Origin of the sequence: Micromonospora sp. TSRI0369 (assembly GCF_001905625.1) — a bacterium.
GTDB classification, from domain to species: Bacteria; Actinomycetota; Actinomycetes; order Mycobacteriales; family Micromonosporaceae; genus Micromonospora; species Micromonospora echinospora_A.
This window is the reverse complement of record NZ_LIVU01000015.1, coordinates 39,556-65,854: the sequence shown is the minus strand read 5'-3', so window position 1 is coordinate 65,854 and position 26,299 is coordinate 39,556. Positions and strand designations below refer to the sequence as shown.

Genomic DNA, 26,299 nt, shown 5'->3' with positions numbered 1-26,299 from the left:
CAGCAGACCCTGAGGAGACAACCATGTCGGTACAAGCGTTTCTCTACCTTGTCGCGGTCATCCTGCTCGCGCTCGCCGCGTTGCCCTTCCGTACCCGGGGCGTCTCGCTCGCCCTGCTCGGAGCGGCGTGCGCCCTGCTGGCCTACGCCTGGCCGGTGATCACCGGTTAGGCGATGAGTGAGTGATGAGTCATCGGTGGCCCTTGACGCCTGGTGGCGCGCCCGGGGAGCAACCTCGGCACGGACGGGTGGCCGCGCCGGGGCCGTGGCGGCGACCGACGAACGGGGTGGGCGGCCAACGACTCCAGCAGGCTCCGCAGCCGCCGGCGGTCCTCGTCGTCCGACCCGCCGCCGGTCGCGCCAGCCATGCCCAGGTGGGTGTGATACGCCGCCGGCTGAGTAGCGCCGAGCAGCGGTGCGACCGATGGCCGCTAGCGCCCGACAGATTCTCGTCGGCCGTCTGGTCCAGCCGGTCGAAGAACTGGCGCACGGTGGTCTTCTAGTCGCTCGACCAGAGGGCGGTGATGTCGGGGATGACGTGCGCACGCTTGTCGGGGACGATGTCAATGCCTCTCGCCCTGAGAGTCCGCCGATGTCTGGCAGACCGCCGCCGACGGGTGGCCTCCGGGGAGCAGGTGGCAGACTCATCGGAGTGAACGACGGGGTCGCATCGACGGTGGATGGTGAGCTGGAGAGCGTCAGTCTGGTGGATCTCGCCGTCTCCCGGCTGACCCGCGAGATCCTCAGCGGCAAGAGCAACCCGGGTGAACGCCTGGTGGAGGAGCAGCTGACCCGCCGGCTGGGGATCAGCCGGGCGCCGTTGCGGGAGGCGCTGCGACTGCTCGCCCAGCAGGGTCTGGTCGAGCACGTGCCCCGGCGTGGGGTGCGGGTAGCCACATTGTCGGACCGCGACGTGCGGGAGCTGTACGAGCTGCGTGACGTGCTGGAGCGTTTCTCGGTGCCGGCGGGGATCCCCGTCGGCCGGGAGGGCGATCTCGCCGCTTTGCGGGCGACGCTGGATCGGATGAGGGAGGCGACCCGGACCGGCAACCGGTTGGCGGTCGCCGAGTCGCACCGGCAGTTCCACGTCGAGCTGGTGGCGCTCGCCGGCAACCGGCAACTTTCCGCCGTGTACGGTTCGATCCTGGTGAAGTTGCAGCTCTACATGGCAGTCAACCTGCGCCGCGAGGCGGAGATGGCGCAGCCGCTGGACGGGGTTCACCGGCACGAGCGGCTGTACGAGGCTGTCGTCGGGGGAGACCCGGAGGAGGTGCTCTCGGTGCTCACCGGGCACGGAGCCCGCTCGTACCTCGGCTGAGGTGTGGAGCACCAACGTCGGCCGGACGGCTCGCGCCATGCGCCGTCATATCGTCGTTACGTAGCGCGCGGTTTGCCGTAACGGGACAGTCGACAATCGACTGTATGCCAGATCCAGTGGGATCGATTTCCGACCTCCGGTCGGCGTACCGCGATGGCAGCCTGACCCCGGCGGACCTTGCCGAACGCGTTCTGGACGGGCTCGCGGGGCGCGACAGGGAGCCGGTCTGGATCAGCACGGTCCCGGCCGACCGGCTGCTCGAGCGCGCCCGGTCGCTGAGCCGTCACGGTGACCCTGCACTGCCGCTGTACGGCATCCCCTTCGCGGTCAAGGACAACATCGACGTGGCCGGCATGGTCACCACTGCGGGCTGCCCCGACTTCGGGTACCTGGCGGCCCAGGACGCTCCGGTGGTGCGCCGGCTGCTCGACGCCGGCGCGCTGCTCGTCGGCAAGACGAATCTCGACCAGTTCGCCACCGGCCTGACCGGGGCACGCTCGCCGTACGGCAGTTGCCAGAGCGTCTTCGGCGGCGGCCTGATCTCCGGGGGTTCCAGCTCGGGCTCCGCGGTGGCGGTGGCGTCGGGCCAGGTCAGCTTCGCTCTGGGTACGGACACCGCCGGCTCCGGTCGGGTGCCTGCGGCGCTCAACGGGATCGTCGGCCTCAAGCCCACCCGGGGACTGCTCAGCACCGCCGGCGTGGTCCCGGCCTGCCGCTCGCTGGACTGCGTGTCGGTCTTCGCCGCCGACGTCGCCGGCGCCGTCGAGGTGCTGCACGCGGCCCGTGCGGTCACCACGGCAGACCCCTGGGGGCGTCCGCTGCCGACGGAGCAGGTGGCTGCCCGCATGCCGGGAACGCTACGCCTCGGGGTGCCCGACTCAGCAGACCTGGAGTTCTTCGGCGACACCGGGCAGGAGGCCCGGTTCGCTGCGGGGGTGCAACGATTGCGGACCTTCGTCGGGTCGACCCGGTCGGTGCCGCTCGGCGCCTTCTTCGACGCGGGCGACCTGCTCTACCGCGGGCCCTGGGTGGCCGAGCGACTCGTCGCCCTGGACGACTTCCTGCGATCGCATCCGGATTCCGTGCACCCGGTCACCCGGGCCGTGCTGGAGACCGGGCGGCGCCACGACGCGGTCGACGCCTTCCGGGGCCAGCACCGCCTGCGTGAGCTGCGCGCGCAGGTTGGCCAACTCTGGCAGGACATCGACGTGCTGGTGGTGCCCACCGTCGGCACCACGTTCACGCTCGACGAGATCGCCGAGGACCCGATCGGGCGTAACGCCATGCTGGGCCGCTACACCCAGTTCGCGAACCTGCTCGACCTGGCCGCAGTGACAGTGCCCAACGGCTTCACCAGCGCCGGGCGACCGGCGAGCCTGACCTTGGTCGGCCCGGCGTTCACCGACACCACACTGGCCCGCCTGGCCGCCACCCTCACCGAGGGCGAGGCGCCCGGCGCAGCGGTCGAGGTCGTCCCAGCAGCGGCCGAGCTGCTGGTGGCTGTCGTCGGCCGGCACCTGACGGGCGAGTCGCGTAACGCCGAGCTGGTCGGGCGCGGGGCGTTCCTCGTCGGCGCCGCCCGCACCGCCCCGCTCTACCGGCTGTTCCGGATGGACACCCCGGACGGCGAAGGGCTGCCCGGTCTGGTGCGGGTAGCGCCGGACGGGCCCGCCGGCCATTCCATCGAGGTCGAACTGTGGCGACTGCCCGCGCACGCGGTCGGTGGGCTGCTGGCCGGGGTGCCGGCTCCGCTCTCGCTCGGTTGGGTCCGGCTGCACGACGGGCGGGACGTGCTCGGCTTCCTCTGTGAGGCATACGCGGCCGGCCCGCCGGCCGAGGACATCAGCGCCGCCGGCGGATGGCGGGCGTACCGGGGCGCGCCCGTCCGGCAATAGGGCGGACAGACAACCGCGATCACGACAGGAGGCGAGAGAATGGGCAGCATCGGGCCGGTCCCGGCCAACCCCTATCCGTGGCCGTACGACGGCGTGGCGGACACCGCGCATACCGCACTGCTCTGCATCGACTGGCAGACCGACTTCTGCGGACCGGGCGGCTACGTCGACGCGATGGGTTACGACATCGGGCTCACCCGGGCCGGTCTGCCGGCCACCGTCCGCCTGCTGGAGCACGCCCGCGCGCTCGGCATGCTCGTCGTACACACCAGGGAGGGGCACGAGCCGGAGCTGTCCGACCTCCCGGCGAACAAGCGGTGGCGCTCGGCGCGTATCGGCGCCGAGATCGGCTCGGCCGGTCCGGCCGGTCGGATCCTGGTCAGGGGCGAGCCGGGCTGGGAGATCGTGCCCGAGGTCGCCCCACTGCCCGGCGAGGTGGTCGTCGACAAGCCGGGCAAGGGCGCCTTCTACGCCACGAACCTCGACCTGGTCCTCCGGACCCGGGGCATCACCCACCTGATCCTCACCGGTATCACCACCGACGTCTGCGTACACACCACCATGCGCGAGGCGAACGACCGGGGGTACGAGTGCCTCATCCTCGCCGACTGCACCGGCGCCACCGACAAGGCCAACCACGACGCGGCACTGCACATGGTCACCATGCAGGGCGGCGTCTTCGGCTGCGTCACCACATCCGACGACGTCATCGCCGCCACGGCCAAGTGAGGTGCGCCCATGCTGACCATCACCACCGCGCGGCCCGGTCCGTACGCCTTCGACATCGCCACCACGGCGCTGCTCGTCATCGACATGCAGCGCGACTTCCTGGAACCCGGCGGGTTCGGTGAGAGCCTCGGCAACGACGTCGGCCAGTTGCGTTGCACCATCGCCCCGCTCGCGGCGCTGCTGGCCGACGCCCGCGCCATCGGTCTGAACATCATCCACACCCGCGAGGGGCACCTGCCCGACCTGTCCGACTGCCCGCCGGCCAAACTCCGTCGAGGTGCGCCGAGCAGGCGCATCGGTGACCCCGGGCCCAACGGCCGAATCCTGATCCGCGGCGAGTACGGCCACGACATCGTCGACGAGCTGAGGCCGCTGCCCGGCGAGCCGGTCATCGACAAACCCGGCAAAGGTGCCTTCTACGCCACCGACCTGGACGCCCTGCTCGCCGAGCGGGGCATCCGCAGCCTCCTGGTCGCCGGGGTCACCACCGAGGTGTGCGTGCACACGACCGTCCGGGAGGCCAACGACCGCGGGTACGAGTGCCTCGTGCTCGCCGACTGCGTCGGGTCCTACTTTCCCGAGTTCCAGCGGGTCGGCCTCGACATGATCGCCGCCCAGGGCGGCATCTTCGGCTGGGTCGCCGACTCGGCGCAGGTGCGCGCCGCGCTGCCCGCCACCCCCGCGTTGCAGCCCTCATCCTGACCGGGAGTAGTCATGGCCTCGACCACACCGACAGTCGCCCCGCTCCCGTACTGGGTACGCGGCGACACCAACGCATTCTTCGGCTTCGGCGTCAACGTCCTGGTCAACGTGCTCACCCTGACCGGCCTCTGCCTCGCCGTGGTGAACCTTCCCGAGGGGGAGGTGTTCGGCACGATCCTGCCGGCGCTCGGCATCGCCCTGGTCGCCGGGAACATCTACTACACCTACCTGGCACGCCGGCTGGCCCGACGGGAGAACCGCACCGACGTGACCGCCCTGCCGTACGGGCCGAGCGTGCCGCACATGTTCATCGTCATCTTCGTCATCATGCTGCCGATCTACCTGCGTACCCAGGACCCGGTGCGAGCCTGGGAGGCCGGGCTGGCGTGGGCCTTCATCATCGGCGTGATCGTGCTGATCGGCGCGTTCGTGGGGCCCTACATCCGCCGGTACGCGCCCCGGGCCGCGCTGCTCGGCACCCTCGCCGGGATCTCCATCACCTTCATCTCGATGAACCCGGCCGGTCAGATGTGGCGGATGGCCTGGGTCGCCCTGCCGGTCTTCGCGCTGCTGCTGATCGGCCTGCTCACCGACGTGAAACTGCCGTTCAACTTCCCGATCGGGCTCGCCACGCTGCTGCTCGGCACCGCGATCGGCTGGGCCGGTGGGGCGATGTCGGTACCGGACGTCACGGCCGCGGCCCGGGACATCGCGGTCGCCGTACCCTCGTTCAAGCTGGACCTGCTCCTCACCGGGCTGGCCGACATGGCGCCGCTGCTGGCGACGGCGATCCCGCTCGGCGTCTACAACTTCACCGAGGGCATGACCAACGTGGAGAGCGCGGCCACTGCGGGGGACAACTACAACCTGCGCAGTGTGCTGCTCGCCGACGGTGCGGGCGCGGTGATCGGCGCCGCGCTCGGCTCGCCGTTCCCGCCGGCCGTCTACGTCGGGCACCCGGGTTGGAAAGCGGCGGGTGGACGCAGCGGGTACTCGATGGCGACCGGTGTGGTGATCGCGGTGCTCTGCTTCCTCGGCATGTTCGGGCTGCTCGGCGCGATCTTCCCGACGGCGGCCATCGTGCCGATCCTGCTCTACATCGGGCTGCTGATCGGGGCGCAGGCCTTCCAGGCCACCCCCCGGGCGCACGCCGCCGCCGTGGTCGCCGCGCTGATCCCGAACATCGCGGCCTGGGCGACCGGTCAGATCGACAACGCGTTGGCCGCGGCCGGCACCACCGCCGCGGTGGTCGGCGACGACGCGCTCAACGGCGCCGGGGTGATCTACGACGGGCTGCTGGTGCTCGGTCAGGGCGCGATCCTCGCCGGGCTGGTGCTCGGCGCGGTGGTGGTCTTCATCATCGACAGGCGCTTCGTCCGAGCCGCGATCTTCGCCGGCTCCGGCGCGGTGCTGTCGTTCATTGGGCTGATCCACGGCGAGCGGATCGAGTGGAACGCCAACGGTCAGGTGGCACTGGGCTATCTCTTCGTGGCGGTGATCTGTGTGGTCTTCGCACTCGGCCGCCCGACGCCCCGCGAGCCCGACCCGGAGGAGGGCGAACCGGACCAGCAGCCCGATCGAGCTGACCTCGCCAGCGAGCGGACGGACACCGACCGGAGAACGTCCGCGCTGCCCGGCTGAGTGGGCGAGCCCGGTCGGAAGGTCACGGCTCCCGACCGGGCCGGCGGATGCCCGACCCGACGAATCGAAGGGACGTACCGGATGGAGATCGACCGGACCGATGTCGTGGCCGAGGTGGCGGCGGCCTTCGCCGACTACGAGCGGGCGCTGGTCGACGGCGACGCGGACCGGATCTGCGCCTACTTCTGGGCTTCCGAGCGGACCGTGCGGTTCGGCCTCGCCGACCACCAGTACGGGTTGGACGAGCAACGCGAGTGGCGGGCCGCGCAGCCGCCACTGCCGGCCGGTCGCCGGCTGGTGGACCCGACGGTCACCACGTTCGGCAGGGACCTCGCGGTGGTGACGACCCGCTTCGGCTACGCCGGCGGCGTGCCCACCGGGCGGCAGACCCAGACCTGGGTTCGCCTGCCCGTCGGCTGGCGGATCGTCACCGCTCACGTCTCCATTCCACACTGCCCGGTGCGGGGAGTTAGCTGATTCGGTGGGCGCTGTAGATGTACAACGGCGATGTGTCAGCAGTCCGGTACCGCAGGAGGCCGGCCGCACTGGTGCAGCGGCCGTTCATCGCATAGATGTAGTCCGAGTAGGCATACCCAACTAGCGGGGATGTGCTGCTGTAGCGGGAGTGGAATGGTGACCCGTCCGCGAACCGCATCGAGATGATCGTGGTCTTCGTGCAACCGGCGGCGATGGCGGGATTCGGCACGGCCAGCACGCCGAGCGGAAGCATGGCGGCTGTTGCCAGCGCCAGCAGTGATTTCTTCAGACCTGGCCTCGCTTCCTCTGTTGGGCTGGCCGGCACTGAGCGTGTGGGTGCCATTTCGGCGATCGCCACGGTCGGGGTGTTCGCGCTTGTCCGGGTTGTACGAACACTCATTACCGCCGGGGCGGATCTCCTGACGTTCCGGCGTCCAGGGGCCACGAGCGACATCCGGGCGCGCTTCAGTGGGCGAGCGGGCTGACCCGGTGTCTTCGGAGGAACAGCGGTCATGACACGACCTATCCGACCGAAGGAGCACTTCGTCGGTCCACTCGTACCCGCCGGCCTGCCCGCGCGTCCCCGCCCAGGCACGATGCCGATGCCCGCTCTACCTGCCCGAGTCTGCCCACCGGTGATCACCGACGCCAGCCTGGTGCTGGGGATGGCTCTTCCGGCCCGCTGTGGCCGGGTGAGCGCGCAGCACCTCCTGCGCGCGTTGGGCTGGCCCCCGCACCGCCGCCTCGACGTTCAGCCGCGCCACGGCATGCTCGTCGTCTGCTCCGCCTCGTACACCGCGGCGATGCACGACGACCGCGATACTGCGTGGACCCTGCTCGGCGAAGCCGAAACAGCGGCCCGTCACGCAGGTGACTACGGCACCGCTGTCGACTACGCCCGGCAGGTTGACCCAGCCCGGATCGTCATGCCGGAGCGCCGAGCTCGCTACTGGGAAGACACAGCGCTGGCACTGCACGGCCGCAGGCGCCCGCAGGCGACATTCCAGGCGCTGCTTGCTGCCGAGCGAGACACCCCGCAGGAGGTTCGCTACCGGCCATGGGCGCAGCAACTATCGCGGCTGCTGCTCCTGCGCGTGGGTAGGTTCCGGTCGGGCGGCGACTGTCGTGTTGGGACAGTGCACCCCTATAGACCCCTATTGATGCGTAATGATGTCGTCGCGGAGCGTTATCGTCTGACGGTGTCGCCGCCCCCCGACGGCAAGATCGTCTGACGGAGAGGATCGCCATGTCGCTGCCCACCAACCCTCCGGCGCTGAGCGTGGTGATGCCGACCTACCAGGATCCGCAGTGCCTCGCGCCGACCCTCAGGGCGCTGACCCGGCAGACGCTTCCGCCGGAACGCTTCGAGGTGATCGTGGTCCGGGACGGTGGCTCGTCCGACGGGTACGCCGAGGCGCTCGCCGAGGGCGCCGGTCTCCGCCTGCGCGTGCTGGAACTCGCCGAGCGCAAGGGCCGCTCCGTCGCCCGCAACGAGGGGGCGCGCCGTGCCTGCGCACCTCTGCTGGTCTTCCTCGACGCCGACTCGTGGGCGGTGCCCGACCTGCTGGAGCGGCACCTGGCCTGGCACAGCGTGCCCGGCAACGCGGCGGTGCTGATCGGCCGGCGGGACGAGATCGGCCTCGCTGACCTGCCGGCAGTGCTGGCCGGGGAGTCGCACGCGGTCGCACGCGCCTTCCCGCACGGCGGCGACCTGCGGTTCGCCACGGGGCTTCCCGACGACGGGGGCGAGTGGCTCCGGGCCGGCTGGGTCATCGCCTACACGCACAACATCTCGCTGTCCAGCGCGCACTTCGCGCAGGTCGGTGGCTACCGCGAGGCGTTCGGTCTGAGCTACGGCATGGAGGACGTCGAGTTGTTCTACCGCGTCGACCGCAGCCTCCCCGACGGCGTCAACTTCGGCTACGACGACGACGCCCGGGTCGTCCACCTGCCGCACCACAGGAACATCACCCGCAACTGGATGGAGATGAAGGCCAACTTCCAGCAGGCGGCCCGGCTCTATCGGTGCCTGGAGTGGGAGCTCCTTACCGCTGTCATGGGGTACGAGGCGATCCGGCGCATCCTGCACTATCGCGCGCTCATCGACGAGTGCGTCGAGCGGTCGGCCTGCGCCATCGGGCCCGCCGCCGCGCGCCTCGCCGGCCAGGTGCGGGGGCACCGCACGCTCTGGATCGGCACCGGCCGCGCCGATTCCGTGTTGCCCACCTCGGCGTTGACCTTCGACTACGCCGCACCCATCGGGCGGACCAACTTCCATCTGCTCGGCGTCGCCCCGCCCATGCCGCCGGGCAGCCTGGACGCGGTGATCAGCGTGGACTTCTGGCGGTACCTGCTGTGGCCGGAACTCTGCCAGTTCATCTCGGCCTCGCTGCTGCTGGCCGGCGAGGTCCACCTGGTCGCCACCGCCGACTCGACGCCGGGGATGTGCGCCGCCGACCCGCAGACGCTGGACTACCTGCGCCAGGCGCAGGCCGCGGCCTGCACGGCCGAGCTGCGCGCGGTCGAAGGGCTCGGCCAGGTACTGATCCTGCGGCCCCTCCGACCCGCGCCCGGCGCCGCGCGCCGGGTACCCGCTCAGACCGCCGCCAGGGCGCGATCCGCTGCCCTGGTGCCGGGGCGCTCCACGACGCGGGGATAGCAGATCGACGGTGCGGCCAGGCCCGACAACGCTGTCGGGCCTGGCCCAACCGCGCCCGGATCCGGAGCAAAAGACGGAAAGGCGAGTATCATGCGCGTACTGCTGTCGACTCTCGGGTCGCGCGGCGATGTCCAACCACTGGTGGCGCTCGCGTCGCGGTTGACGGCCCTCGGCCATCAGGTCCGCCTCTGCGCCCCGCCCGACTTCGCCCGCTGGGTGGCCAGCTTCAGGATTCCCTTCGTGCCCGTCGGCCCGCCCTGGCGCAGGTCGGCGGCGCCCAGGTCGCGGGCCGCCGTGCCAAAACCCTCGCCCGCGCAGGTACGCAAGCTCGCCGAGTCCTCCATCGGCATCCAGTTCGAGGTGCTGTCGGCCGCAGCCCGGGACTGTGACGTCCTCGTCGCGTCGACGGGCCTCCAGATCGCCGCCCGCACCGTGGCGGAGAAGCGCGGCATCCCGTACGTCTTCGCGGCGCTCTGCCCGGCGGCCCTTCCCTCACCCCACCACCCCCCGCTGCCGCTGCCGGTGCTCGGGGAGGTCCCGGCGCCCGCGTCGGCCGACAACAGCGACCTGTGGGCCGCCAACCTGCGGCACGTCAACGACACCTTCGCCGCGCCCCTCAACGCGCTGCGGTCGGCGGTGGGGTTGGGCACGGTCGACGACGTCAGCGACCACATCCACACCGACCGGCCGTGGCTGGCCACCGACCCGACCCTGGCACCCTGGCCGGACGTCGCCGATCCGGCCGTCTACCAACCGGGCGCCTGGCTCCTGCCCGACAAGCGGGCCCTGCCCGCCGAGCTGACGGCCTTCCTGGACGCCGGCGGGCCGTGCGTCTACGTCGGATTCGGCAGCGTCGCCGCACCCCCGGGTCTGCTGGAGACGGCCGTGCGGGCCGTGCGCGCGGTCGGTTGCCGGCTGGTCGTCTCCCGGGGCTGGGCACCGCTCTCGCCGGTCGACCGGTCCCCCGACTGCCTGGTGGTCGGCGAAGTGAACCAGCAGGACCTGTTCCGGGAGGTGGCCGTGGTGGTCCACCATGGCGGCGCGGGCACCACGACCACGGCCGCGCGGGCCGGGACGCCGCAGGTCGTCGTACCGCAGGTGTACGACCAGCACTACTTCGCGCGCCGGGTGTCCGCGCTCGGCATCGGCACCGCACACCCCGGCTCCGTGCCGACCGTCGAGTCGCTGACCGAGGCTCTGGGCGCCGCGCTGCGGCCGGAGGTGGCCGCCCGCGCCCGCGAGTTCGCCGGCGTCGTATGCACCGACGCGGCGCAGGTCGCCGCGGAGCGGTTGGTCGTCGCACCGGGAGCCTGAGCGGGCAGCCCCGCCCCGCTGGCTCACGACCGGGCGGGGCCCGGCCACGACCCAGGCGACCGGTGCCGTGCCGGGCCGAGCGGGCGGGTCGACGCTGGGTGCCCGACCCCCGTCACCGGCCCGCGCAGCCGCAGCGGCGTCAGGCCCGGCGCAGCGTCCGCAGTGTGCCGGCCCAGGCGACCACCTCGTCGAGCATGGTGCCGAGGGCCTGCTCGTGGTGCGCGGCCGGCCGGAAGTCGCGGAAGTTGACGAAGTCGGTCGTCAGAGAGAGCGCGACCTGGGAGCGGACGTCGGCGACGCCGAGCTGCCCGAGCACCAGCCGCAGGTGCTCCGCCGCCCGGGTGCCGCCGTGCACGCCGTAGCTGACGAGGCCGGCGGCGGCGTGCTGCCACTCCTGGTAGAGGAAGTCGAGGGAATCCTTCAGCGCGCCCGGGATGGAGTGGTTGTACTCCGGCGTGACGAAGACGAAGCCGTCGAACCCGGCCACGGTCGTCGCCCAGCGGCGTACGGCCGGGCGTCGCGACGGCGCCATCGACGGCGGCAGCACCTCGTCGAAGTGTGGCAGGGCGTAGTCGGCGATGTCGACCAGCTCGACAGTGGCGTCGCCCCGCTTGGCGGCGACGTCGCGCACCCAGCGGGCCACGGCGTCGGCCTTGCGGCCGGGTCGCGTGCTGCCGACGATGACACCGATCCTGACCATGCTGCTCTCCTCTACGCGATGGGGACGGGGCGCGCGGGAGCCGACGTGCCGGTCAGGTCACGAGCCAGCTCCACCGCGCCGTGCAGGGACGACAGCCCGCCGAGGGCGGCGGGACGCACCGGTGGCGCCGGGCGCCCGGGCCGGCCGGCGCGGCGTGCCCGTTGCGCGACGAGCGGCACGAAGCCAGGCAGGCCGGCGGCGAACCCGCCGCCCACGATTGCCAGCGCCGGATCGAGGATCTCGCCGAGGCTCACCACCGCCGCCGCCAGCGCCCGGCAGCTCTCCTCGACCGCAGCCACCGCCCAGGGCTCGCGCCCGTCGAGTCCGGCCCGTAGGTCGTCGAAGCCCACCTCGCCGCCCCGGCGGGCGGCGGCGCGGCGCAGGGTGGCGGGGCCGGACGCGACGGACTGGAGGCAGCCGTGCCGGTCGCAGTCGCAGCGCTCACCGTCGAGGGCGACGACCATGTGGCCGATCTCGGCGGAGGACCGGCCCGGCACCGGCCGGCCGGCCAGTACGACGCCGCCGCCGATCCCGGTGCCGACGCCCAGGTAGACCACGTCGTCCGCGCCGGCGCAGCGCGCCTCGGCCAGGGCGGCGAGATCACCGTCGTCGGCGACGGCGGTCGCCGCGTCGGGAAAGAGGCGGCGCAGCGCGCCGGTGAGGTCGAGGCCCGCCCAGCCGGGGCGCCCAGGCCAGGTGGTGACGGTGCCCCCGGTGTCAGTGGTCGCCGGCATGGCCACCCCGACCGCGTCCACCGGTCCCCACCGGTCGAGCAGCCGGTCCACCTCGACGGCCAGCACCGTCAGGTCGTCGGCCGGGTCGGCGGCCCCCCGGGGCCAGCGGAAGGTCCGGTCGTACGCCGGCCGCCCGGGTGCCTCCGCGTGCAGGGCGACCTTGGTGCCGCCGACGTCGATGCCGAGGACGCCGCCGTGGCGCTGCGGACCGGACACGGCCGGCCTCAGCCCAGCCGCACGTGCAGGTAGACGAGCGCCAGGGCGGCCACGGCAAAGATCACCGGCGTCAGGATCGTCGCGGCCGGGTCCTTCGCCCGGGCGTGGTAGACGACCGCGCCCGTCATCTGCAGGGCGAGACCGATCGCCGCCGCGATGCCCAGGGGCGGCCAGAGCAGGCCGAGCAGCAGCCCGGCGACCGCGGCGAGTTCCAGCACCCCCAGCACGCGGGTCAGCCCCGGCGAGACGCCGAGGTGGTCCATCCGCTCGCGCATCTGTGCCTGCCCGGTGAGCTTCGGCACGGCGGTGCCCGCGAACACGGCCGCGAGGACGAGGGTCAGGACGAGGACGGGAATCTCCACGTGAGGTCCTTCGGGAAGAGTCGGGACGTGCGGACGACCGTACCGCCGGCACGCCGGCGCCCACGGCACCGGACGGCGGGGTGCCCGGTCGTCATCGGACGGTCGCGGTGAGGGCGCGCGCGGCCAGCCGGTAGCCCAGCGCTCCGAGCCCGACGATCACCCCGCTGGCCAGCGGGGCGATCACCGAGTCGTGCCGGAAGCTCTCCCGCGCCCACACGTTGGACAGATGCACCTCGACGAAGGGCCGAGGGTAGTTGGCCAGCGCGTCGCGCAGGCTCCAGCCCGCGATCATCAGGGCGCCCGGGTTGACGATCGCGCCCACCGTGTCGTAGCTGTTCTGGATCGTACGGATCAGCGCACCCTCGCAGTCGTGCTGCTCGGCGACCACACCCCAGCCCCGGGCGGCGACCTCCTCGCCGACGGCGCGTTCGATGTCGTCCAGGGTGTCGGTGCCGTAGATCTCCGGTTCCCGCCGGCCGAGAATGCCCAGGTTCGGGCCGTTCAGCAGCAGTACGTCCGACACGCTTCACCTCGTGGGGCACGGCCCTGGTCCCGCAGAGCCTGATGACTGGTCACCGCAGTCTTACTACGCCGACGGCTCCCGGCGAACCGGCGGCGCCCGATGCGCGGGCGGACTAAGGGGTGGCTAGGGGCTGTTAGGGGCGGTGACCGCGTATCCGCGTCGGTTACCGTCCTCCCTGCTGAAGCGACGCCGCCGGCTCCAGACGGAGGCGTCACGTACCGCGCGGCCATCCGGTGCTCCGCTGCGCCCGGACCGCGCACCGGCGGTCTCGGGTCGTCCCGCCCGATGGTCCGCCCAAGCCCCTGGTCTGCCCGAGTTGGGAAGTGGGAAGTCATGAGTGGTCAGCCCTCGACGGTGTCCGAGTTCCCCGAGTGGCCGCAGTACGGCGACGAGGAGCGAACCGGACTGATCCGCGCCCTCGAACAGGGTCAGTGGTGGCGGATGGGCGGCAGTGAGGTCGACTCCTTCGAGCGGGAGTTCGGTGACTACCACGGCAGCCCTCACGCGCTTGCCGTCACCAACGGCACCCACGCGCTGGAAGTCGCGCTGGAGGTGCTCGGCGTCGGCCCCGGTACGGAGGTGATCGTCCCGGCGTTCACGTTCATCTCGTCCTCGCTGGCCGCGCAGCGTCTCGGCGCGGTCGCCGTGCCGGTCGACGTCGACCTGGACACCTACTGCGTCGACCCCGCCGCCGTCGAGGCCGCGATCACCCCCCGTACCAAGGTGATCATGCCGGTGCACATGGCCGGGCAGTTCGCCGACATGGACGCGCTCGACAAGCTCGCCGCCGACGCCGGGGTGGCTCTGCTGCAGGACGCGGCACACGCCCACGGCGCGCAGTGGCGCGGCCGGCGGGCCGGCGCGCTCGGCTCGGTGGCCGCCTTCAGCTTCCAGAACGGCAAGCTCATGACCGCCGGCGAGGGCGGAGCGGTCGTCTTCCCCGACGAGGAACTGCGCGAGCGGGCATTCCTCGTGCACAGCTGCGGCCGGCCCCGCACCGACCGCGAATACCTGCACAGCACCACCGGCTCGAACTACCGGATGAGCGAGTTCACCGCCGCTGTGCTACGCGCCCAGCTGACCCGCCTCGACGAGCAGATCGCGCTGCGCGAGCAGCGCTGGCCGCTGCTGTCGAGCCTGCTCGCCGAGATTCCGGGCGTCGTCCCGCAGGCGACCGACCCCCGCACCGACCGCAACCCGCACTACATGGCGATGTTCCGTATCCCCGGGATCGGCATCGAGCGCCGCCGTGCCGTGGTGGACGCGCTCATCGCCCGGGGCGTCCCGGCGTTCGTGGCGTTCCGGGCGATCTACCGGTGTGAGGGCTTCTGGATGGCCGACGCGTCCGACGAGTCGGTAGAGGGGATCGCGGCCCGCTGCCCCAACACCGAGCAGATCCACTCCGACTGCCTCTGGCTGCACCACCGCACGCTGCTCGGCACGGAGCAGCAGATGCACGAGATCGCCGCCGTGCTCGCCGACGTCCTCGCCGGATGACGGCCCGGCCCCCGGCCGCGGCCGGCCGGCCGGTGCGGGTCGCGGTGGTCGGCCTCGGCTGGGCCGGGCGGGAGATCTGGCTGCCCCGGCTCGCCGCACACCCCGGCTTCGAGGTGGTCGCCGTGGTCGACCCGCAGCCCGTGGTGCGCGATCAGGCCCGCGACACGCACGCCGTCGCGTCCGCGTACGCCGACGTCGAGGACCTGCCCGCCGGAACGGTCGACCTGGCGGTGGTCGCCGTACCGAACCACCTGCACGCGGTCGTCGCCGTCCGGCTGCTGCGCCGGGGCGTACCGGTGTTCCTGGAGAAGCCGGTCTGCCTGACCTCCGCCGAGGCGGGCATCCTGGCCGACGCGGAGCGCGACGGCGGCGCGGTGCTGCTGGCCGGCAGCGCCGCCCGTTACCGGGCCGACATCCGGGCGCTGGCCGACGTGGCCGGCGGGCTGGGCCCGATCCGGCACGTCGATGTGGCCTGGGTTCGCGCCCGAGGGGTGCCCGACGCGGGCGGCTGGTTCACCCGCCGCGACCAGTCCGGCGGGGGCGCGCTGGTGGACCTCGGCTGGCACCTGCTCGACACGGTGCTGCCGCTGCTCGGCCCGGCCCGGGTCACTCACGCGATCGGCAGCGTCTCGGACGACTTCGTCAACGACAGCGCCGCCCACGCCGCCTGGCGCGGCGGGGCCGACACCGCAGGCCACGTTCCCGGCGACGTCGAGGACACCGCCCGGGGTTTCCTGCTCACCGACACCGGCGCCTCCGTCGCCCTGCACGCCTGCTGGGCCTCGCACGAGTCGCTGGACCGCACCACCGTCACCGTGCACGGCGCCGCGGGGTCGGCGACGCTGCGCTGCACGTTCGGCTTCAGTCCCAACCGGGAGCCCACGCCGGTGCTGACGCGTACCCGCGACGGCCGGACCGCGCGGCTGCCGCTGCCCGGGGAGCCGATCGGCGCGGAGTACGACCACCAGCTCGACGCCCTGCCCGGGCTGCTCGCCGACCCGGCCGCCCGGGGCGCGGCCGTCGTCGAGGCCCGCCGGACCATCGACATCATCGAACGGATCTACCAGTGCGCCCGGCCCACCCGGCCGGAGCGCCAGCACGCACTGGTGGGCCATCGCGCCGGGTGAGAACCACCGTCGGCCCCAACCCCTTCCGGGAGCAGCCATGAGCCGTCCATCGTCCACAGTCGAGGTGACCCCGCCGTCGCCGGCGCGCGGCCCGATCCGCGCGGTCGTGTTCGACCTCGACGGCGTCATCGTCGACAGTTCGGCCGTCATGCGTGAGGCGTTCAGCATCGCGTACGCCGAGGTGGTGGGCGACGGGCCGGCACCGTTCGAGGAGTACAACCGGCACATGGGCCGGTACTTCCCGGACATCATGCGCCTGATGGGGCTGCCCCTGGAGATGGAGGGGCCGTTCGTCCGCGAGAGCTACCGGATGGCCCACCTCGTGCCGCTCTTCCCCGGCGTCCGGGAGACCCTGGAGACCCTGCACTCGCGTGGCATCCGGATGGGGATCGCCACCGGCAAGGCCGGCCCGAGGGCCCGCTCCCTGCTCGACCAACTCGGCGTGCTGGGCCTCTTCGGCCAGGTGATCGGTTCCGACGAGGTGGCCCGTCCCAAGCCTGCCCCGGACATCGTGCTCCAGGCACTGGGCAACCTCGACGTGCCGCCGCACGAGGCCATGATGGTGGGCGACGCGGTGATCGACCTGCTCAGCGGCCGGGACGCCGGGGCGACGGCCGTCGCCACGACGTGGCACGGCGGGGACATCGCGGCGCTGCTCGCGGCCGGCCCCGACCTGGTCGTGCACGCCCCGGCGGAGTTGCTGGCGCACTGCCCGGCGGCCCTCGTCCACTGACCCGGGCCGCAGCGCGCCGGGCTCGCGCGAGCAGCCCGGCGCACTGCCGCCAGGCTGTGGTCAGCGTGTGTCGCTGACCGCCTCGGGGCCGGCTTCCAGGAAGCGCAGCATGCCGGTGGCCAGGATCTCGGCGACGGGGGCCGGGACCAGGTCGGTACGGATGGTGACCCGCAGGAGGACACTCTCGTCGCCGGGCAGCACCTCGGCGACGCAGGCACCGGACCACTCCCGGGCGTACGGTTCGACGACCTCCTCGGTCCGGCAGCCGGGCAGGTCCAGCGGGAGGACGAGGTTGTCCTGGTAGGCGAACGAGGGCAGGCTGTTGATCACCTCGCGGGGCAGGTCGAGGACCGGGTCGTCGGTGACCATCTCCAGGAAGGAGACGTCCTGGGCGGCCATCAGCTCGTCCGCGGTCTGCTGGAGGGCGCGCATCAGGTCCTTCTCCGGGCCGCCGAACCGGACCCGGAGACAGTTGCTGCTGATCCTGCTCGTGAAGGCGGAGTCGAGGACGCGGCTGCCGCGCTGGGCGACGATCATCAGCAGGGCGATGTCGTCCTGCCCGTGGATGGCGCGCAGCGCTGAGGCGTAGGCGGCGGCGAAGTAGGTGGAGCGGCTGAAGCGGTGTTCGACGGCGGCCCGGTCCCAGCGCCGCACCAGCTCGGGCGGGACGGCGACGATGTGCCCGGTCTTGGGGCCCCAGGTCGGTGTCTGTTCCAGGATCTCCTGCGGCCGGCCCTCGCCTTGGCGGGGTAGGTCGCGTAGTTGTTCGCGCCAGTAGGTTCGTTGGGTTTGCAGGTCGGCGGCGTTGCGGAGGCGGGTGTATTCGTCGTAGGACTGGTGCAGTGTGGGTGCGGGGTGTGTCCAGGTGGGGGTGTGGCCGGCTTGTCGTGCGGTGTAGGCGTGGCTGAGGTCTCGGACGAGTAGTCCGTATGACCAGCCGTCGAAGGCGATGTGGTGGATGCCGATGCCGAACAGGATTCGGTTGGTGGTTTTGTTTCGGATCAGGCCGGCGCGCCAGTTGCGGCCCTGGGTGTAGTCGAGGGGTTGTTGTACTGCTTCGGCGAGTTGGTCGAGGGCGTCGTGTTCGGTGGCGGCGTCGGCGAGTAGCCGTAGCTGTGGCATGCCGGGGTTGGGTGGGATGATTGCGGTTGGTGGGTCGGTGCGCCGGTAGCGGGCGTGTAGGGCCTGGTGGCGGTGGTGTAGGTCGCCGAGGGCGGCCATCAGGGCTCGCAGGTCCAGTTCACCCTCGATCCACCAGGTGGTCGGGCAGACCAGTTCGAAGGGGAGCACGACGCACTTCGCGACGGACGGGGTCAGCGGGACGGGCTTCGGCGGGCCGGGACGGCCGGTGACGGACGGCGCCGGCTCGGCCCCGGGGCGGCGGGGGGCGGTGGCGAGCCAGCGGGCCAGCCCTTGCGGGGTGGGGGTGCGGTGGATCTGCGAGACGGGCACGGCGACGTCGGCGGCCTCGTCGAGGGCGACAGCGACGGCGGCGGACTGCAGGGAGGTGCCGCCGAGGTGGAAGAACCCGTCGAGTGCCCCGACCCGGTCCAGCCCGAGCACCGTCGCGAAGATCCCCGCGACGAGGCGTTCGGAGTCGGTGGCCGGTTCGGTGTACGGCACGTCGAGGTCGGGACGGCGCGAGCCCGGTTCTGGTAGCGCCCTCCGGTCGATCTTGCCGGTGCCGCCGGTGGGGAACCGGTCCAGGACCATGATCACGGCGGGGACCATGTAGGGCGGGAGCACCGCGGCGGCGTGTGCCCGCAGGTCCGCGGTGACGGGGACGCGGCCGTCGCGTCCGGTGACGTAGCCGACGAGCCGGGCGGTGCCCTGGTCCTCGCGACGGGTGACGACGGCGGTGCCGACGTCCGGGTGTTGTTCGAGAGTCGCCTCGATCTCACCGAGTTCGATCCGGATGCCGTTGACCTTGACCTGGTGGTCCATCCGGCCGAGGATCTCCAGCGCTCCGGCGGCGTTCCACCGGCCGAGGTCGCCGGTGCGGTAGGCGGTCCCGCCGCCGTACGGGTCGGTGACGAACCGCTGGGCGGTCAGTTCGGGGCGGTTGAGGTAACCGTCGGCGACGCCGGCGCCGGCGATGAGGATCTCGCCGGGGACGCCCATGGGGACGAGGTCGAGATTGGCGTCGACGACGCGGATCTGCCGGTTGGGCATGGGTCGGCCGATGGGCACGTACGCGCCGGGCCAGCCCTTCGACGCGTCGTACCAGGTACAGGCGACGGATGCCTCCGCGGGCCCGTACGCGTTGATCAGGCGGGCACCGGCGGCCGTCCAGCGGTGCGCCATGCGGGGCGGAATGGGTTCCCCGGCGAGGGTCACGCACGTCAGGCTGGGGCAGTCGGCGGGATCGACGGCGGCCAGGTTCGTGGGTGGGCAGAACGCGTGGGTGGCCTGCTCCTTGGCGATCAGCTCCGTCAACCGGCGGGCGTCGAGCAGATCGTCGCGGGAGCTGACGACGACGCGGGCACCGGAGGTCAGCGCGGTGTAGATCTCGCCGAGGGCCACGTCGAAGACCGGGGCACAGGAATGGAGCATCCGGCTGTCCGGCCCGACCGCGCACTCCTCCCGCATCCAGGTGACGAAGTTCGTCAGGTGCTCGTGGGTCAGCACGACACCCTTCGGTGTCCCGGTCGAGCCGGACGTGTAGATCACGAACGCCGGCCGGGAGGGTGCCACCACCGGCAGGTCGGCCGCCTCGGCCGCCGTCACGGTGGGCCAGTCGGCATCGAGGGCGACGACCCGTACGCCGTCAGGTCTGGGGACACGCGGGGCGACCTCGCCGACGGTGAGGACGACCCGGGCGCCGTGGTCGGCCAGCAGCATCCGCATCCGCTCCGCCGGCCAGGACACGTCCATCGGCGTGTACGCCGCCCCCGCCCGCAGCACCGCCAGGGTGGCGACGAGCGTCCACATGCTGCGGTCCAGCGCCAGCGACACCACGTCCCCGGGCCGTACGCCCATCGACCGTAGTCGCGCGGCCAACTCCCCCGAGCGACGGGCCAGCTCCGCGTACGTCAGCACCTCCCCGGCGGCGACTCCGGCCACCGCGTCCGGCGTGCGTCGCGCCCATTCGAGCACCAGCTCGTGCAGCGGCGCACCCGGCACCGGGCGGGCCGGGCCCCGGCCCCACGCGAGCAGCCGCTCGCGCTCGGTCGCGCCCAGCAGCGGCAGCGCGCCCAGCGGCACCCCGGGTTCCCGGACCCCGGCCGACAGCAACGACACGGTCTGGTCCACCAGGCCCCGCACCCAGTCCGCCGAGAAGCCGTCGGCGGCGTAGTCCACCCGGAGCGCCGACCCGTCCCCCGCGACGGTCACCACGATGTCCACGTCCACCACGTCCGGCCCCACCTCGGCCACCGGGGCGTCCACCAGCCCGACCACCACCGGCCCCGCCGCGCCCGCGCTGCGCGCGACCGGTCCGGCCAGCGCCGTGGCCACCCGCGACGTCAGCTCGCCGAAGCCCGGTTCGTCCGCGACGTCGACCCGCAGCACGCCGCCCGACGACAGGCCGACCGCCACCTCGGCCTGGCCGGTGTACCGGGCCAGCACCCCCAGCAGACCGGCCAGCAGCACCGCGCCGGGAGAGCGCGTCCCCGCCGGGACGGGCAGGTCGACCCGCCGGTACGCGGAGGCCGCCCGGGCCGGCCACGCGGCCGGCCGGCGCAGGTCCCCCATCAGGTCGAGGATCTCGAAGCCGGGCCCAGCGACATCCGTGGTCTGCGCACCGACGATTCCGACAGACATTGAGCCAGCCTCCGATCAGGGCCGGCGCCACCCAGAGGGGTGCGCCGGAGGGGACAACCACGAACTCTCGGGACAACGGGCCGCGTGCCACGCGGCGACGAGCGGTCCGGTACGCAGGGGCGGACGGTCAGCCGGCGGTGGGCGTACCCGCCGGCCCGTCTTCGAGGAAGCGCAGCATGTGGTGGTTCAGCTCCTCGGCGAAGCTGTACGGCAGGTAGTCGGTGCGGATGGTGACGCGCAGGAGAGCATGGTCGACGCGGGGCAGCACCTCGACCGTGAGCCCGTTGGGCACCTCCCGGGCGTACGGGTCGACGACCTCCTCGGCCCGGCAGCCGGGCAGCTCCAGCGGCACCACCACGTTGTCCTGGAACACGAACGTCGGCAGGCTCGCGACCACCTCGCCGGAGAGCCCGGCGGCGGGATCGTCGGCGGTCTCCGCGAAGGGAACGTCCTGGGCCCGCATGAGATCGCGGATCGTCTCGTCGACCCGCAGGACCAGCTTGTCGTCCTGCGGCCCGTCGAAGCGCACCCGCACGCAGTTGAGGTTGAGCCGGGTGGTGAACGCGGAGTCGAGGACGCGGCTGCCGCGCTTGGCGACCACCATCAGCAGGGCGATGTCGTCCTGCCCGTGGATGGCGCGCAGCGCCGAGGCGAAGGCCGCCACGAAGTAGCTGGAGCGGCTGAAGCGCTGGTCGCGGGCGGCCCGGTCCCAGCGGTCGAGCACCTCGGGGGTGACGGTGACGGTGTGGCCCGCCTTCGGTCCCCAGGCGAGGGCCTGCTCCAGGGGCGCGGTGGCCGGGCCTTCGCCTTGGCGGGGTAGGTCGCGTAGTTGTTCGCGCCAGTAGGTTCGTTGGGTTTGCAGGTCGGCGGCGTTGCGGAGGCGGGTGTATTCGTCGTGGGACTGGTGCAGTGTGGGTGCGGGGTGTGTCCAGGTGGGTGTGTGGCCGGCTTGTCGTGCGGTGTAGGCGTGGCTGAGGTCTCGGACGAGTAGTCCGTATGACCAGCCGTCGAAGGCGATGTGGTGGATGCCGATGCCGAACAGGATTCGGTTGGTGGTTTTGTTTCGGATCAGGCCGGCGCGCCAGTTGCGGCCCTGGGTGTAGTCGAGGGGTTGTTGTACTGCTTCGGCGAGTTGGTCGAGGGCGTCGTGTTCGGTGGCGGCGTCGGCGAGTAGCCGTAGCTGTGGCATGCCGGGGTTGGGTGGGATGATTGCGGTTGGTGGGTCGGTGCGCCGGTAGCGGGCGTGCAGGGCCTGGTGGCGGTGGTGGAGGTCGCCGAGGGCGGCCATGAGGGCTCGTAGGTCCAGCTCACCCTCGATCCACCAGGTGACCGGGACGACGACCTCCAGCGGCGACATCAGGCACTTCGCCACCTGCTGCGCGAGCGGGACCGGTCCCGGGCGCTGCCGGGTCTGTCCCGCGGTCGAGCCGGTGTCCGTACGGCGGGGGGCGGTGGCGAGCCAGCGGGCCAGCTCGTGCGGGGTGGGCGTGCGGTGGATCTGCGAGACGGGCACGACCACGTCGGCGGCCTCGTCGATGCCTGCGGCGACGGCGGCGGACTGCAACGACGTGCCGCCGAGGTGGAAGAAGCTGTCGCGGGCACCGACCCGCTCGATGCCGAGCACGCTCGCGAACACCTCCGCGACGAGGCGCTCGCCCTCGGTGGCCGGCTCCACGTACGGCACGCCGAGGTCGGGGCGTTGGGCGCCGGGTGCGGGAAGGGCACTCCGGTCGATCTTGCCGGTGCCGCCGAGGGGGAAGCGGTCGAGGACGACGAAGGCGGCGGGGACCATGTAGCCGGGCAGGTGGGCCGTGGCGTGGTCGCGCAGGTCGCCGGTACCCGGGGTGCGGCCGTCGCGCCCGGTGACGTACGCGACGAGCCGGGCCACGCCCCGGTCCTCGCGGCGGACGACGACTGCGGTCTCCACCTCCGGGTGCTGGGCGAGGATGCTCTCGATCTCGCCCAGCTCGATGCGGATGCCGTTGACCTTCACCTGGTGGTCCATCCGGCCGAGGATCTCCAGTGCGCCCGCGCTGTTCCACCTCCCCAGGTCGCCGCTGCGGTAGGCGAGCCCGCCGCCGTACGGGTCGGTGACGAACCGCTGGGCGGTCAGTTCGGGGCGGTTGAGGTAACCGTCGGCGACGCCGAAGCCGGCGATCAGGATCTCCCCGGGAACCCCGGCCGGCAAGAGGTCGAGGTTCGCGTCGACGACGCGGACCTGCCGGTTCGGCATCGGCCAGCCGATCGGCACGTACGCGCCACCCCACCCGGCCGACGCGTCGAACCAGGTGCACGCCACGGCGATCTCGGCCGGCCCGTACGCGTTGACCACCCGCGTGCCCGCCGTCAGCCACCGCTGGGCCAGCCGCGGCGGGACGGCCTCGCCGCCGAAGATGACGCAGCGGAGGCCGGGACAGGCGCCTGGGTCGAGCGGGGCGATGTTGGTGGCCGGTCCGAACGTGTGCGTGACGCCCTGGGTGTTGACGAGGTCGGTGAGCCGGCGCGCGTCGAGCAGATCGTCGCGCGGGCACACGACGACGCGGCCCCCGCCGGTGAGCGCGGCGAAGATCTCCCCGAACGCGGCGTCGAAGACCGGTGCCGCCGAGTGCAGCATCCGGCTGCCGGGGCCGATGGCGCACTCGCCGGTCATCCACGCCAGGAAGTTCGCCAGCCTCTCGTGTGACAGCACCACGCCCTTCGGCGTGCCTGTCGAACCCGACGTGTAGATGACGAACGCCGGCGCGTCCACCGGCACCGCAGGCAGATCCGCCACCGCACCGGCCGGTACCGCGGGCCAGCCGTCGTCCAGCGCCACCACCGTGACCCCGTCCCCGGCGGGAATCCGGGGCGCTACCGCACCGACCGTCAACACCACCCGCGCGCCGTGGTCGGCCAGCAGCACCCGCATCCGCTCCGCGGGCCACGACACGTCCATCGGCGTGTACGCGGCACCCGCCCGCAGCACGCCCATCGCCGCCACCAGCGACCACAACCCGCGCTCCAACGCCACGGACACCACGTCACCGGCACGGACACCCACCGACCGCAGGTACGCCGCCAGCAGCCCGGACCGGCGATCCAGTTCCCCGTACGTCAGCACCTCGTCGCCCGCGACACCCGCCACCGCCTCCGGCGACCGCCGCGCCCAGCTCAGCACGAGCTCGTGGATCGGCTCACCCGGGATCGCCCGCACCGGGCCGCGCCCCCACGCCAGCAACCGCTCCCGTTCCGCGGCATCCAGCAACGGCAATCGCGACAGGGCGACCTGCGGCGCCGCCGTCCCGGCGGAGACGAGCACCACTACCTGATCCACGAGTCCCCGCACGAACTGCGCGGAGAATCCCTCCACCGCGTAGTCCACCCGCAGCACGGACCCGTCCGCCGCCACGCGCACCACCATGTCGACGTCCACCACGGCCGGTCCCGTCTCCGCCACCGGACCGTCGGTGAACTCCACCGCCACCGGGTCCGGCCGGTCCGGGCCCGCCACCGGCGCCGTCCACGCCAGTCCCACCCGCGCCGCCAACTCCCCGAATCCCGGGTCGCCCGAGACGTCCACCCGCGCCACCGACCCGCAGGCCGGGGCCAGCCCGAGCACCACCTCGTCCTGGCCGGTCCAGCGGGCCAGGACCGCCACGAGCCCCGCCACCACGACGTGCCCGGCCGGTGTCACGCGCGACGGCCAGGCGGGAAGCACCCGGTGCACCGAGGCCGCCCGCGCGGGCCACACCGCCGGCCTCCGCAGGTCCCCCACGAGTTCCAGAGCAACCGCGCCGTCCGCGGCCTGGGCGCCATCGAACCCGACAGACAACAGCTCAACCTCCGATCGAAAGGAGACGACCGAAAGGCTCAGGGCCGCGACGATCGGTCAGCCGGGATGCCGTACGCCGGACGGTGAGGGGTGACGCGAGGCGCGTCGACGGGCGGCACCGCTCGCGGGCCACCCGATCCGGTGCGCTGAGAGTGGCAACGACGAGCCGACGGGGCCCGACCATACGAAGCGCTGTGCAGTGACGTACACCCCTAGAGATCGGCACGTCGACCCCTAGCGCATCAGCCGGAGATCTCCTCCCCGGGCAGGCCTGGGACGTTTCGGCGGTGCCCGCCGGCCGCGTCGAGGCCGGGCCGGCGATGTGAGCTGGCAGGGGGCGTGGCCGTCGGAATCCGGGCACTCGACAGCGCGGGCTGCGACAGCGCCGTCCGGCGACTCCAGCCCTTCTGAAGAACAGCTTTTCGGTCAGCCCGAGTCGATGGCCCCGCTAGGAGTATCGGCGGCCTCGGCGGCGAAAGAGCCGTCCGCGTTCGCCTGTCCGGCCCATCCCGGGGCAATACATAGTGACTATGATCTTTCGATCATGACGCCGGTCGGTGGCTGGAAACTCAACCGCTGACCGGCGGTGTGCACCTCGCCGCCGCAACGCTGGCCATAAGCCAGCCGGCTTCCCGGCCGGTCCAGCTCACGACCGTCCGGTCGGTGCACGCGGCACGCCCGGCTCTCGCGGCCGAGCGGCCGCATCAGGACCGGGAGCCCACCCCTTCGGCCACGTTCTCCGCTGTTCGTGGCCGTGGCGCACCGGTTTCACCGCCACCCCGAGGCCCGCACCGGGCCGGCATGTCAGGAGACTAAATGCAGGTGCCCATCCAGGTACAGGTGTTCGCACACGACGGGGTGGTCCTGGCTCGACCGCCCGACCCGTCGGCCACCGCCGACAGCCCCTATCTCGCCGGCGCGGGCGCCGCTCTCCACAACGGCCTGGACATGATCACGGGTCTGCACCTGACCCTTCCGCACCAGTCGGCGGCGATTTGCAGCACCGGCTCCAGCGCGGACAAGTCGCTGCGTCTGCTCAGCCGGAGTGGTCTGAAGACGCCCAGCGACCTGCGGAAGTTCCGTTCCGGCGCGCAGGCGGTGCGGTACGCGCGGGAAGCCGTCGAGCGGGGCGAGACGCTGGAGTTCCAGTTTCCTCCGCATGACCCGCTGCTGCGGGCCGCTCGCGCCCGGGTGCCCGCGGATCTGGTCGCCCGCCTCAACAACAAGACCGTGCTGGAGACTCTGGTCGCGCCGGAGTACCTGCCCCGCCGGCAGGTCGCCACCCCCGCCGAGGTGCGCCGGATCGTGGCGCGGGACCGCCGGCCGGCGGTCATCAAACCGGCCGGGGTCGAGGTGTCCAGCGGAATTGCGATCTTCACCCGTCGGTTGCGGGACCGGCGGAACCGTTCCCTGTTCAACCAGTTGGAACAGGTGAGCGAGCAGTGGATCGTCGAGGAGGAGGTGCCCTTCCAGACGATCTGGGGTATCCAGTTCGGCGTGACCGACAGCGGATCGGTGCACTACTTCGGATCGTCGGTACACCTGCCGCAGCCCACCTCGACGTGGGTCGGTTGTGTGATGGACGACGACCAGCCCCCGGAGGAGCTGGTCGAAGCGCTGACCGTAGGGGTCCGAAAGGCCAGCGCGCTCGGGTACCGGGGCTACTGCTCCTTCGACGCCGGGATCGGCCGCGACGGCGCCCTGCGGGTCATCGACCCGAACTTCCGGGTCAGCGGGGCCACCACCTCGCTGCTGCACCGCAGCTCGCTGCTGGGCCGGCATCCGTGCGCCATGACCACGTTCTTCTCACTGGCCCCCGGCGTCGACGCCGAACCGATCCTCGCACCGTTCATCGACCGGGGGCAGTTCGTCGTGTTCATGCACCACGACCCGGCGGAGACGGACAACGGCCCGCTGCCGGCGACCATCGTCGGCATGGTCGGGGCCGCGGACCGGTACGCCTGCGGCGTGCTGGTGGCGCAGATCCAGCGGGCCCTGGGCACCTGACGCGCCGATCCGGGGCTCGGCTCCGGCGGCTCGTCATCCGTTCGCCGGCCCGGCCGCCCCCGCGGCGCCGGCCGGCGAACGGGCACCCGGCGG

The 26,299-nt window shown here is 72.5% G+C and carries 21 protein-coding genes; 14 read left to right on the top strand and 7 right to left on the bottom strand.

What is annotated here, in order from left to right:
• The first annotated feature begins 23 nt into the window (after nt 1–23).
• From AMK25_RS32515 to AMK25_RS29700, 7 genes are all read left to right on the top strand, one after another.
• Complete coding sequence (locus AMK25_RS32515; RefSeq protein WP_192900242.1) at nt 24–170, top strand: hypothetical protein; 147 nt, start codon at nt 24–26, stop codon at nt 168–170.
• A 481-nt stretch (nt 171–651) separates the two neighbouring features.
• Nucleotides 652–1,317, top strand: a complete 666-nt coding sequence (locus tag AMK25_RS29725; RefSeq protein WP_073831678.1) for a GntR family transcriptional regulator — start codon at nt 652–654, stop codon at nt 1,315–1,317.
• A 104-nt stretch (nt 1,318–1,421) separates the two neighbouring features.
• Nucleotides 1,422–3,212, top strand: coding sequence for an allophanate hydrolase (atzF, locus tag AMK25_RS29720; RefSeq protein WP_073831677.1), 1,791 nt, complete (start codon nt 1,422–1,424; stop codon nt 3,210–3,212).
• A 39-nt stretch (nt 3,213–3,251) separates the two neighbouring features.
• Nucleotides 3,252–3,941, top strand: a complete 690-nt coding sequence (gene biuH, locus AMK25_RS29715; protein WP_073831676.1) for a biuret amidohydrolase — start codon at nt 3,252–3,254, stop codon at nt 3,939–3,941.
• 9 nt (nt 3,942–3,950) lie between these two features.
• A complete protein-coding gene (locus AMK25_RS29710) occupies nt 3,951–4,643 on the top strand; it encodes a cysteine hydrolase family protein (RefSeq protein ID WP_073831675.1) in 693 nt (230 codons plus the stop codon).
• A 12-nt stretch (nt 4,644–4,655) separates the two neighbouring features.
• Complete coding sequence (locus AMK25_RS29705) at nt 4,656–6,284, top strand: regulator (protein WP_241826554.1); 1,629 nt, start codon at nt 4,656–4,658, stop codon at nt 6,282–6,284.
• Between the two features lie 81 nt (nt 6,285–6,365).
• Complete coding sequence (locus tag AMK25_RS29700; protein ID WP_073831674.1) at nt 6,366–6,761, top strand: AtzH-like domain-containing protein; 396 nt, start codon at nt 6,366–6,368, stop codon at nt 6,759–6,761.
• On the opposite strand, the gene AMK25_RS29695 is transcribed toward AMK25_RS29700, so the two are convergent.
• Nucleotides 6,754–7,119: a hypothetical protein gene (locus tag AMK25_RS29695; RefSeq protein ID WP_143194811.1), complete on the bottom strand. Its 366-nt coding sequence runs from the start codon at nt 7,117–7,119 to the stop codon at nt 6,754–6,756. The genes AMK25_RS29700 and AMK25_RS29695 overlap by 8 nt on opposite strands.
• 277 nt (nt 7,120–7,396) lie before the next feature.
• On the opposite strand from AMK25_RS29695, the gene AMK25_RS32890 reads away from it, so the two are divergent.
• The 3 genes from AMK25_RS32890 (at nt 7,397) to AMK25_RS29680 (ending at nt 10,734) form a co-directional block, all read left to right on the top strand.
• On the top strand, nt 7,397–7,993 hold the full coding sequence (locus AMK25_RS32890; protein ID WP_073831672.1) for a hypothetical protein: 597 nt from the start codon (nt 7,397–7,399) through the stop codon (nt 7,991–7,993).
• A 14-nt stretch (nt 7,994–8,007) separates the two neighbouring features.
• Nucleotides 8,008–9,420 carry a glycosyltransferase family 2 protein gene (locus tag AMK25_RS29685; protein ID WP_073831671.1) on the top strand — a complete coding sequence of 471 codons (1,413 nt, stop codon included), beginning with the start codon at nt 8,008–8,010 and terminating at the stop codon, nt 9,418–9,420.
• 90 nt (nt 9,421–9,510) lie between these two features.
• Nucleotides 9,511–10,734: a glycosyltransferase gene (locus AMK25_RS29680; RefSeq protein WP_073831670.1), complete on the top strand. Its 1,224-nt coding sequence runs from the start codon at nt 9,511–9,513 to the stop codon at nt 10,732–10,734.
• Between the two features lie 139 nt (nt 10,735–10,873).
• On the opposite strand, the gene AMK25_RS29675 is transcribed toward AMK25_RS29680, so the two are convergent.
• The 4 genes from AMK25_RS29675 to AMK25_RS29660 all read right to left on the bottom strand — a co-directional run bounded on the left by AMK25_RS29675 (nt 10,874) and on the right by AMK25_RS29660 (nt 13,269).
• Nucleotides 10,874–11,434, bottom strand: a complete 561-nt coding sequence (locus tag AMK25_RS29675) for an NADPH-dependent FMN reductase (RefSeq protein WP_013285613.1) — start codon at nt 11,432–11,434, stop codon at nt 10,874–10,876.
• 11 nt (nt 11,435–11,445) lie between these two features.
• Complete coding sequence (locus AMK25_RS29670) at nt 11,446–12,384, bottom strand: ROK family protein (protein ID WP_043329860.1); 939 nt, start codon at nt 12,382–12,384, stop codon at nt 11,446–11,448.
• Nucleotides 12,385–12,392: 8 nt separating this feature from the next.
• Nucleotides 12,393–12,746 carry a DoxX family protein gene (locus AMK25_RS29665; RefSeq protein ID WP_030500471.1) on the bottom strand — a complete coding sequence of 118 codons (354 nt, stop codon included), beginning with the start codon at nt 12,744–12,746 and terminating at the stop codon, nt 12,393–12,395.
• A 91-nt stretch (nt 12,747–12,837) separates the two neighbouring features.
• Nucleotides 12,838–13,269: a type II 3-dehydroquinate dehydratase gene (locus AMK25_RS29660; protein WP_030500472.1), complete on the bottom strand. Its 432-nt coding sequence runs from the start codon at nt 13,267–13,269 to the stop codon at nt 12,838–12,840.
• Nucleotides 13,270–13,602: 333 nt separating this feature from the next.
• Here AMK25_RS29660 and AMK25_RS29655 point away from each other — a divergent pair, with 333 nt between their 5' ends.
• From AMK25_RS29655 to AMK25_RS29645, 3 genes are read left to right on the top strand one after another with little or no spacing between them, the layout of a single operon-like run.
• Complete coding sequence (locus AMK25_RS29655; protein WP_073831669.1) at nt 13,603–14,766, top strand: DegT/DnrJ/EryC1/StrS family aminotransferase; 1,164 nt, start codon at nt 13,603–13,605, stop codon at nt 14,764–14,766.
• Nucleotides 14,763–15,893, top strand: a complete 1,131-nt coding sequence (locus AMK25_RS29650) for a Gfo/Idh/MocA family protein (protein ID WP_013477292.1) — start codon at nt 14,763–14,765, stop codon at nt 15,891–15,893. The genes AMK25_RS29655 and AMK25_RS29650 overlap by 4 nt, the downstream gene beginning before the upstream one ends.
• A 37-nt stretch (nt 15,894–15,930) precedes the next feature.
• On the top strand, nt 15,931–16,626 hold the full coding sequence (locus AMK25_RS29645) for an HAD-IA family hydrolase (RefSeq protein ID WP_064445417.1): 696 nt from the start codon (nt 15,931–15,933) through the stop codon (nt 16,624–16,626).
• A gap of 60 nt (nt 16,627–16,686) precedes the next feature.
• Here AMK25_RS29645 and AMK25_RS29640 read toward each other — a convergent pair whose 3' ends face one another.
• A complete protein-coding gene (locus tag AMK25_RS29640) occupies nt 16,687–20,388 on the bottom strand; it encodes a non-ribosomal peptide synthetase (protein WP_073831668.1) in 3,702 nt (1,233 codons plus the stop codon).
• 127 nt (nt 20,389–20,515) lie between these two features.
• Nucleotides 20,516–24,199: a non-ribosomal peptide synthetase gene (locus AMK25_RS29635; RefSeq protein WP_073831667.1), complete on the bottom strand. Its 3,684-nt coding sequence runs from the start codon at nt 24,197–24,199 to the stop codon at nt 20,516–20,518.
• Nucleotides 24,200–25,015: 816 nt separating this feature from the next.
• Here AMK25_RS29635 and AMK25_RS29630 point away from each other — a divergent pair.
• A complete protein-coding gene (locus AMK25_RS29630; RefSeq protein WP_073831666.1) occupies nt 25,016–26,206 on the top strand; it encodes an ATP-grasp domain-containing protein in 1,191 nt (396 codons plus the stop codon).
• Nucleotides 26,207–26,299 lie beyond the last annotated feature (93 nt).

What these genes read in the sequence shown, in the direction of transcription:
- AMK25_RS32515 (WP_192900242.1), top strand. Translation starts at nt 24, where the DNA reads ATGTCGGTACAAGCGTTTCTCTACCTTGTCGCGGTCATCCTGCTCGCG.
- atzF (WP_073831677.1), top strand. Translation starts at nt 1,422, where the DNA reads ATGCCAGATCCAGTGGGATCGATTTCCGACCTCCGGTCGGCGTACCGC.
- biuH (WP_073831676.1), top strand. Translation starts at nt 3,252, where the DNA reads ATGGGCAGCATCGGGCCGGTCCCGGCCAACCCCTATCCGTGGCCGTAC.
- AMK25_RS29710 (WP_073831675.1), top strand. Translation starts at nt 3,951, where the DNA reads ATGCTGACCATCACCACCGCGCGGCCCGGTCCGTACGCCTTCGACATC.
- AMK25_RS29705 (WP_241826554.1), top strand. Translation starts at nt 4,656, where the DNA reads ATGGCCTCGACCACACCGACAGTCGCCCCGCTCCCGTACTGGGTACGC.
- AMK25_RS29700 (WP_073831674.1), top strand. Translation starts at nt 6,366, where the DNA reads ATGGAGATCGACCGGACCGATGTCGTGGCCGAGGTGGCGGCGGCCTTC.
- AMK25_RS29685 (WP_073831671.1), top strand. Translation starts at nt 8,008, where the DNA reads ATGTCGCTGCCCACCAACCCTCCGGCGCTGAGCGTGGTGATGCCGACC.
- AMK25_RS29680 (WP_073831670.1), top strand. Translation starts at nt 9,511, where the DNA reads ATGCGCGTACTGCTGTCGACTCTCGGGTCGCGCGGCGATGTCCAACCA.
- AMK25_RS29675 (WP_013285613.1), bottom strand. Translation starts at nt 11,434, where the DNA reads ATGGTCAGGATCGGTGTCATCGTCGGCAGCACGCGACCCGGCCGCAAG.
- AMK25_RS29655 (WP_073831669.1), top strand. Translation starts at nt 13,603, where the DNA reads ATGAGTGGTCAGCCCTCGACGGTGTCCGAGTTCCCCGAGTGGCCGCAG.
- AMK25_RS29650 (WP_013477292.1), top strand. Translation starts at nt 14,763, where the DNA reads ATGACGGCCCGGCCCCCGGCCGCGGCCGGCCGGCCGGTGCGGGTCGCG.
- AMK25_RS29645 (WP_064445417.1), top strand. Translation starts at nt 15,931, where the DNA reads ATGAGCCGTCCATCGTCCACAGTCGAGGTGACCCCGCCGTCGCCGGCG.
- AMK25_RS29640 (WP_073831668.1), bottom strand. Translation starts at nt 20,388, where the DNA reads ATGTCTGTCGGAATCGTCGGTGCGCAGACCACGGATGTCGCTGGGCCC.
- AMK25_RS29630 (WP_073831666.1), top strand. Translation starts at nt 25,016, where the DNA reads ATGCAGGTGCCCATCCAGGTACAGGTGTTCGCACACGACGGGGTGGTC.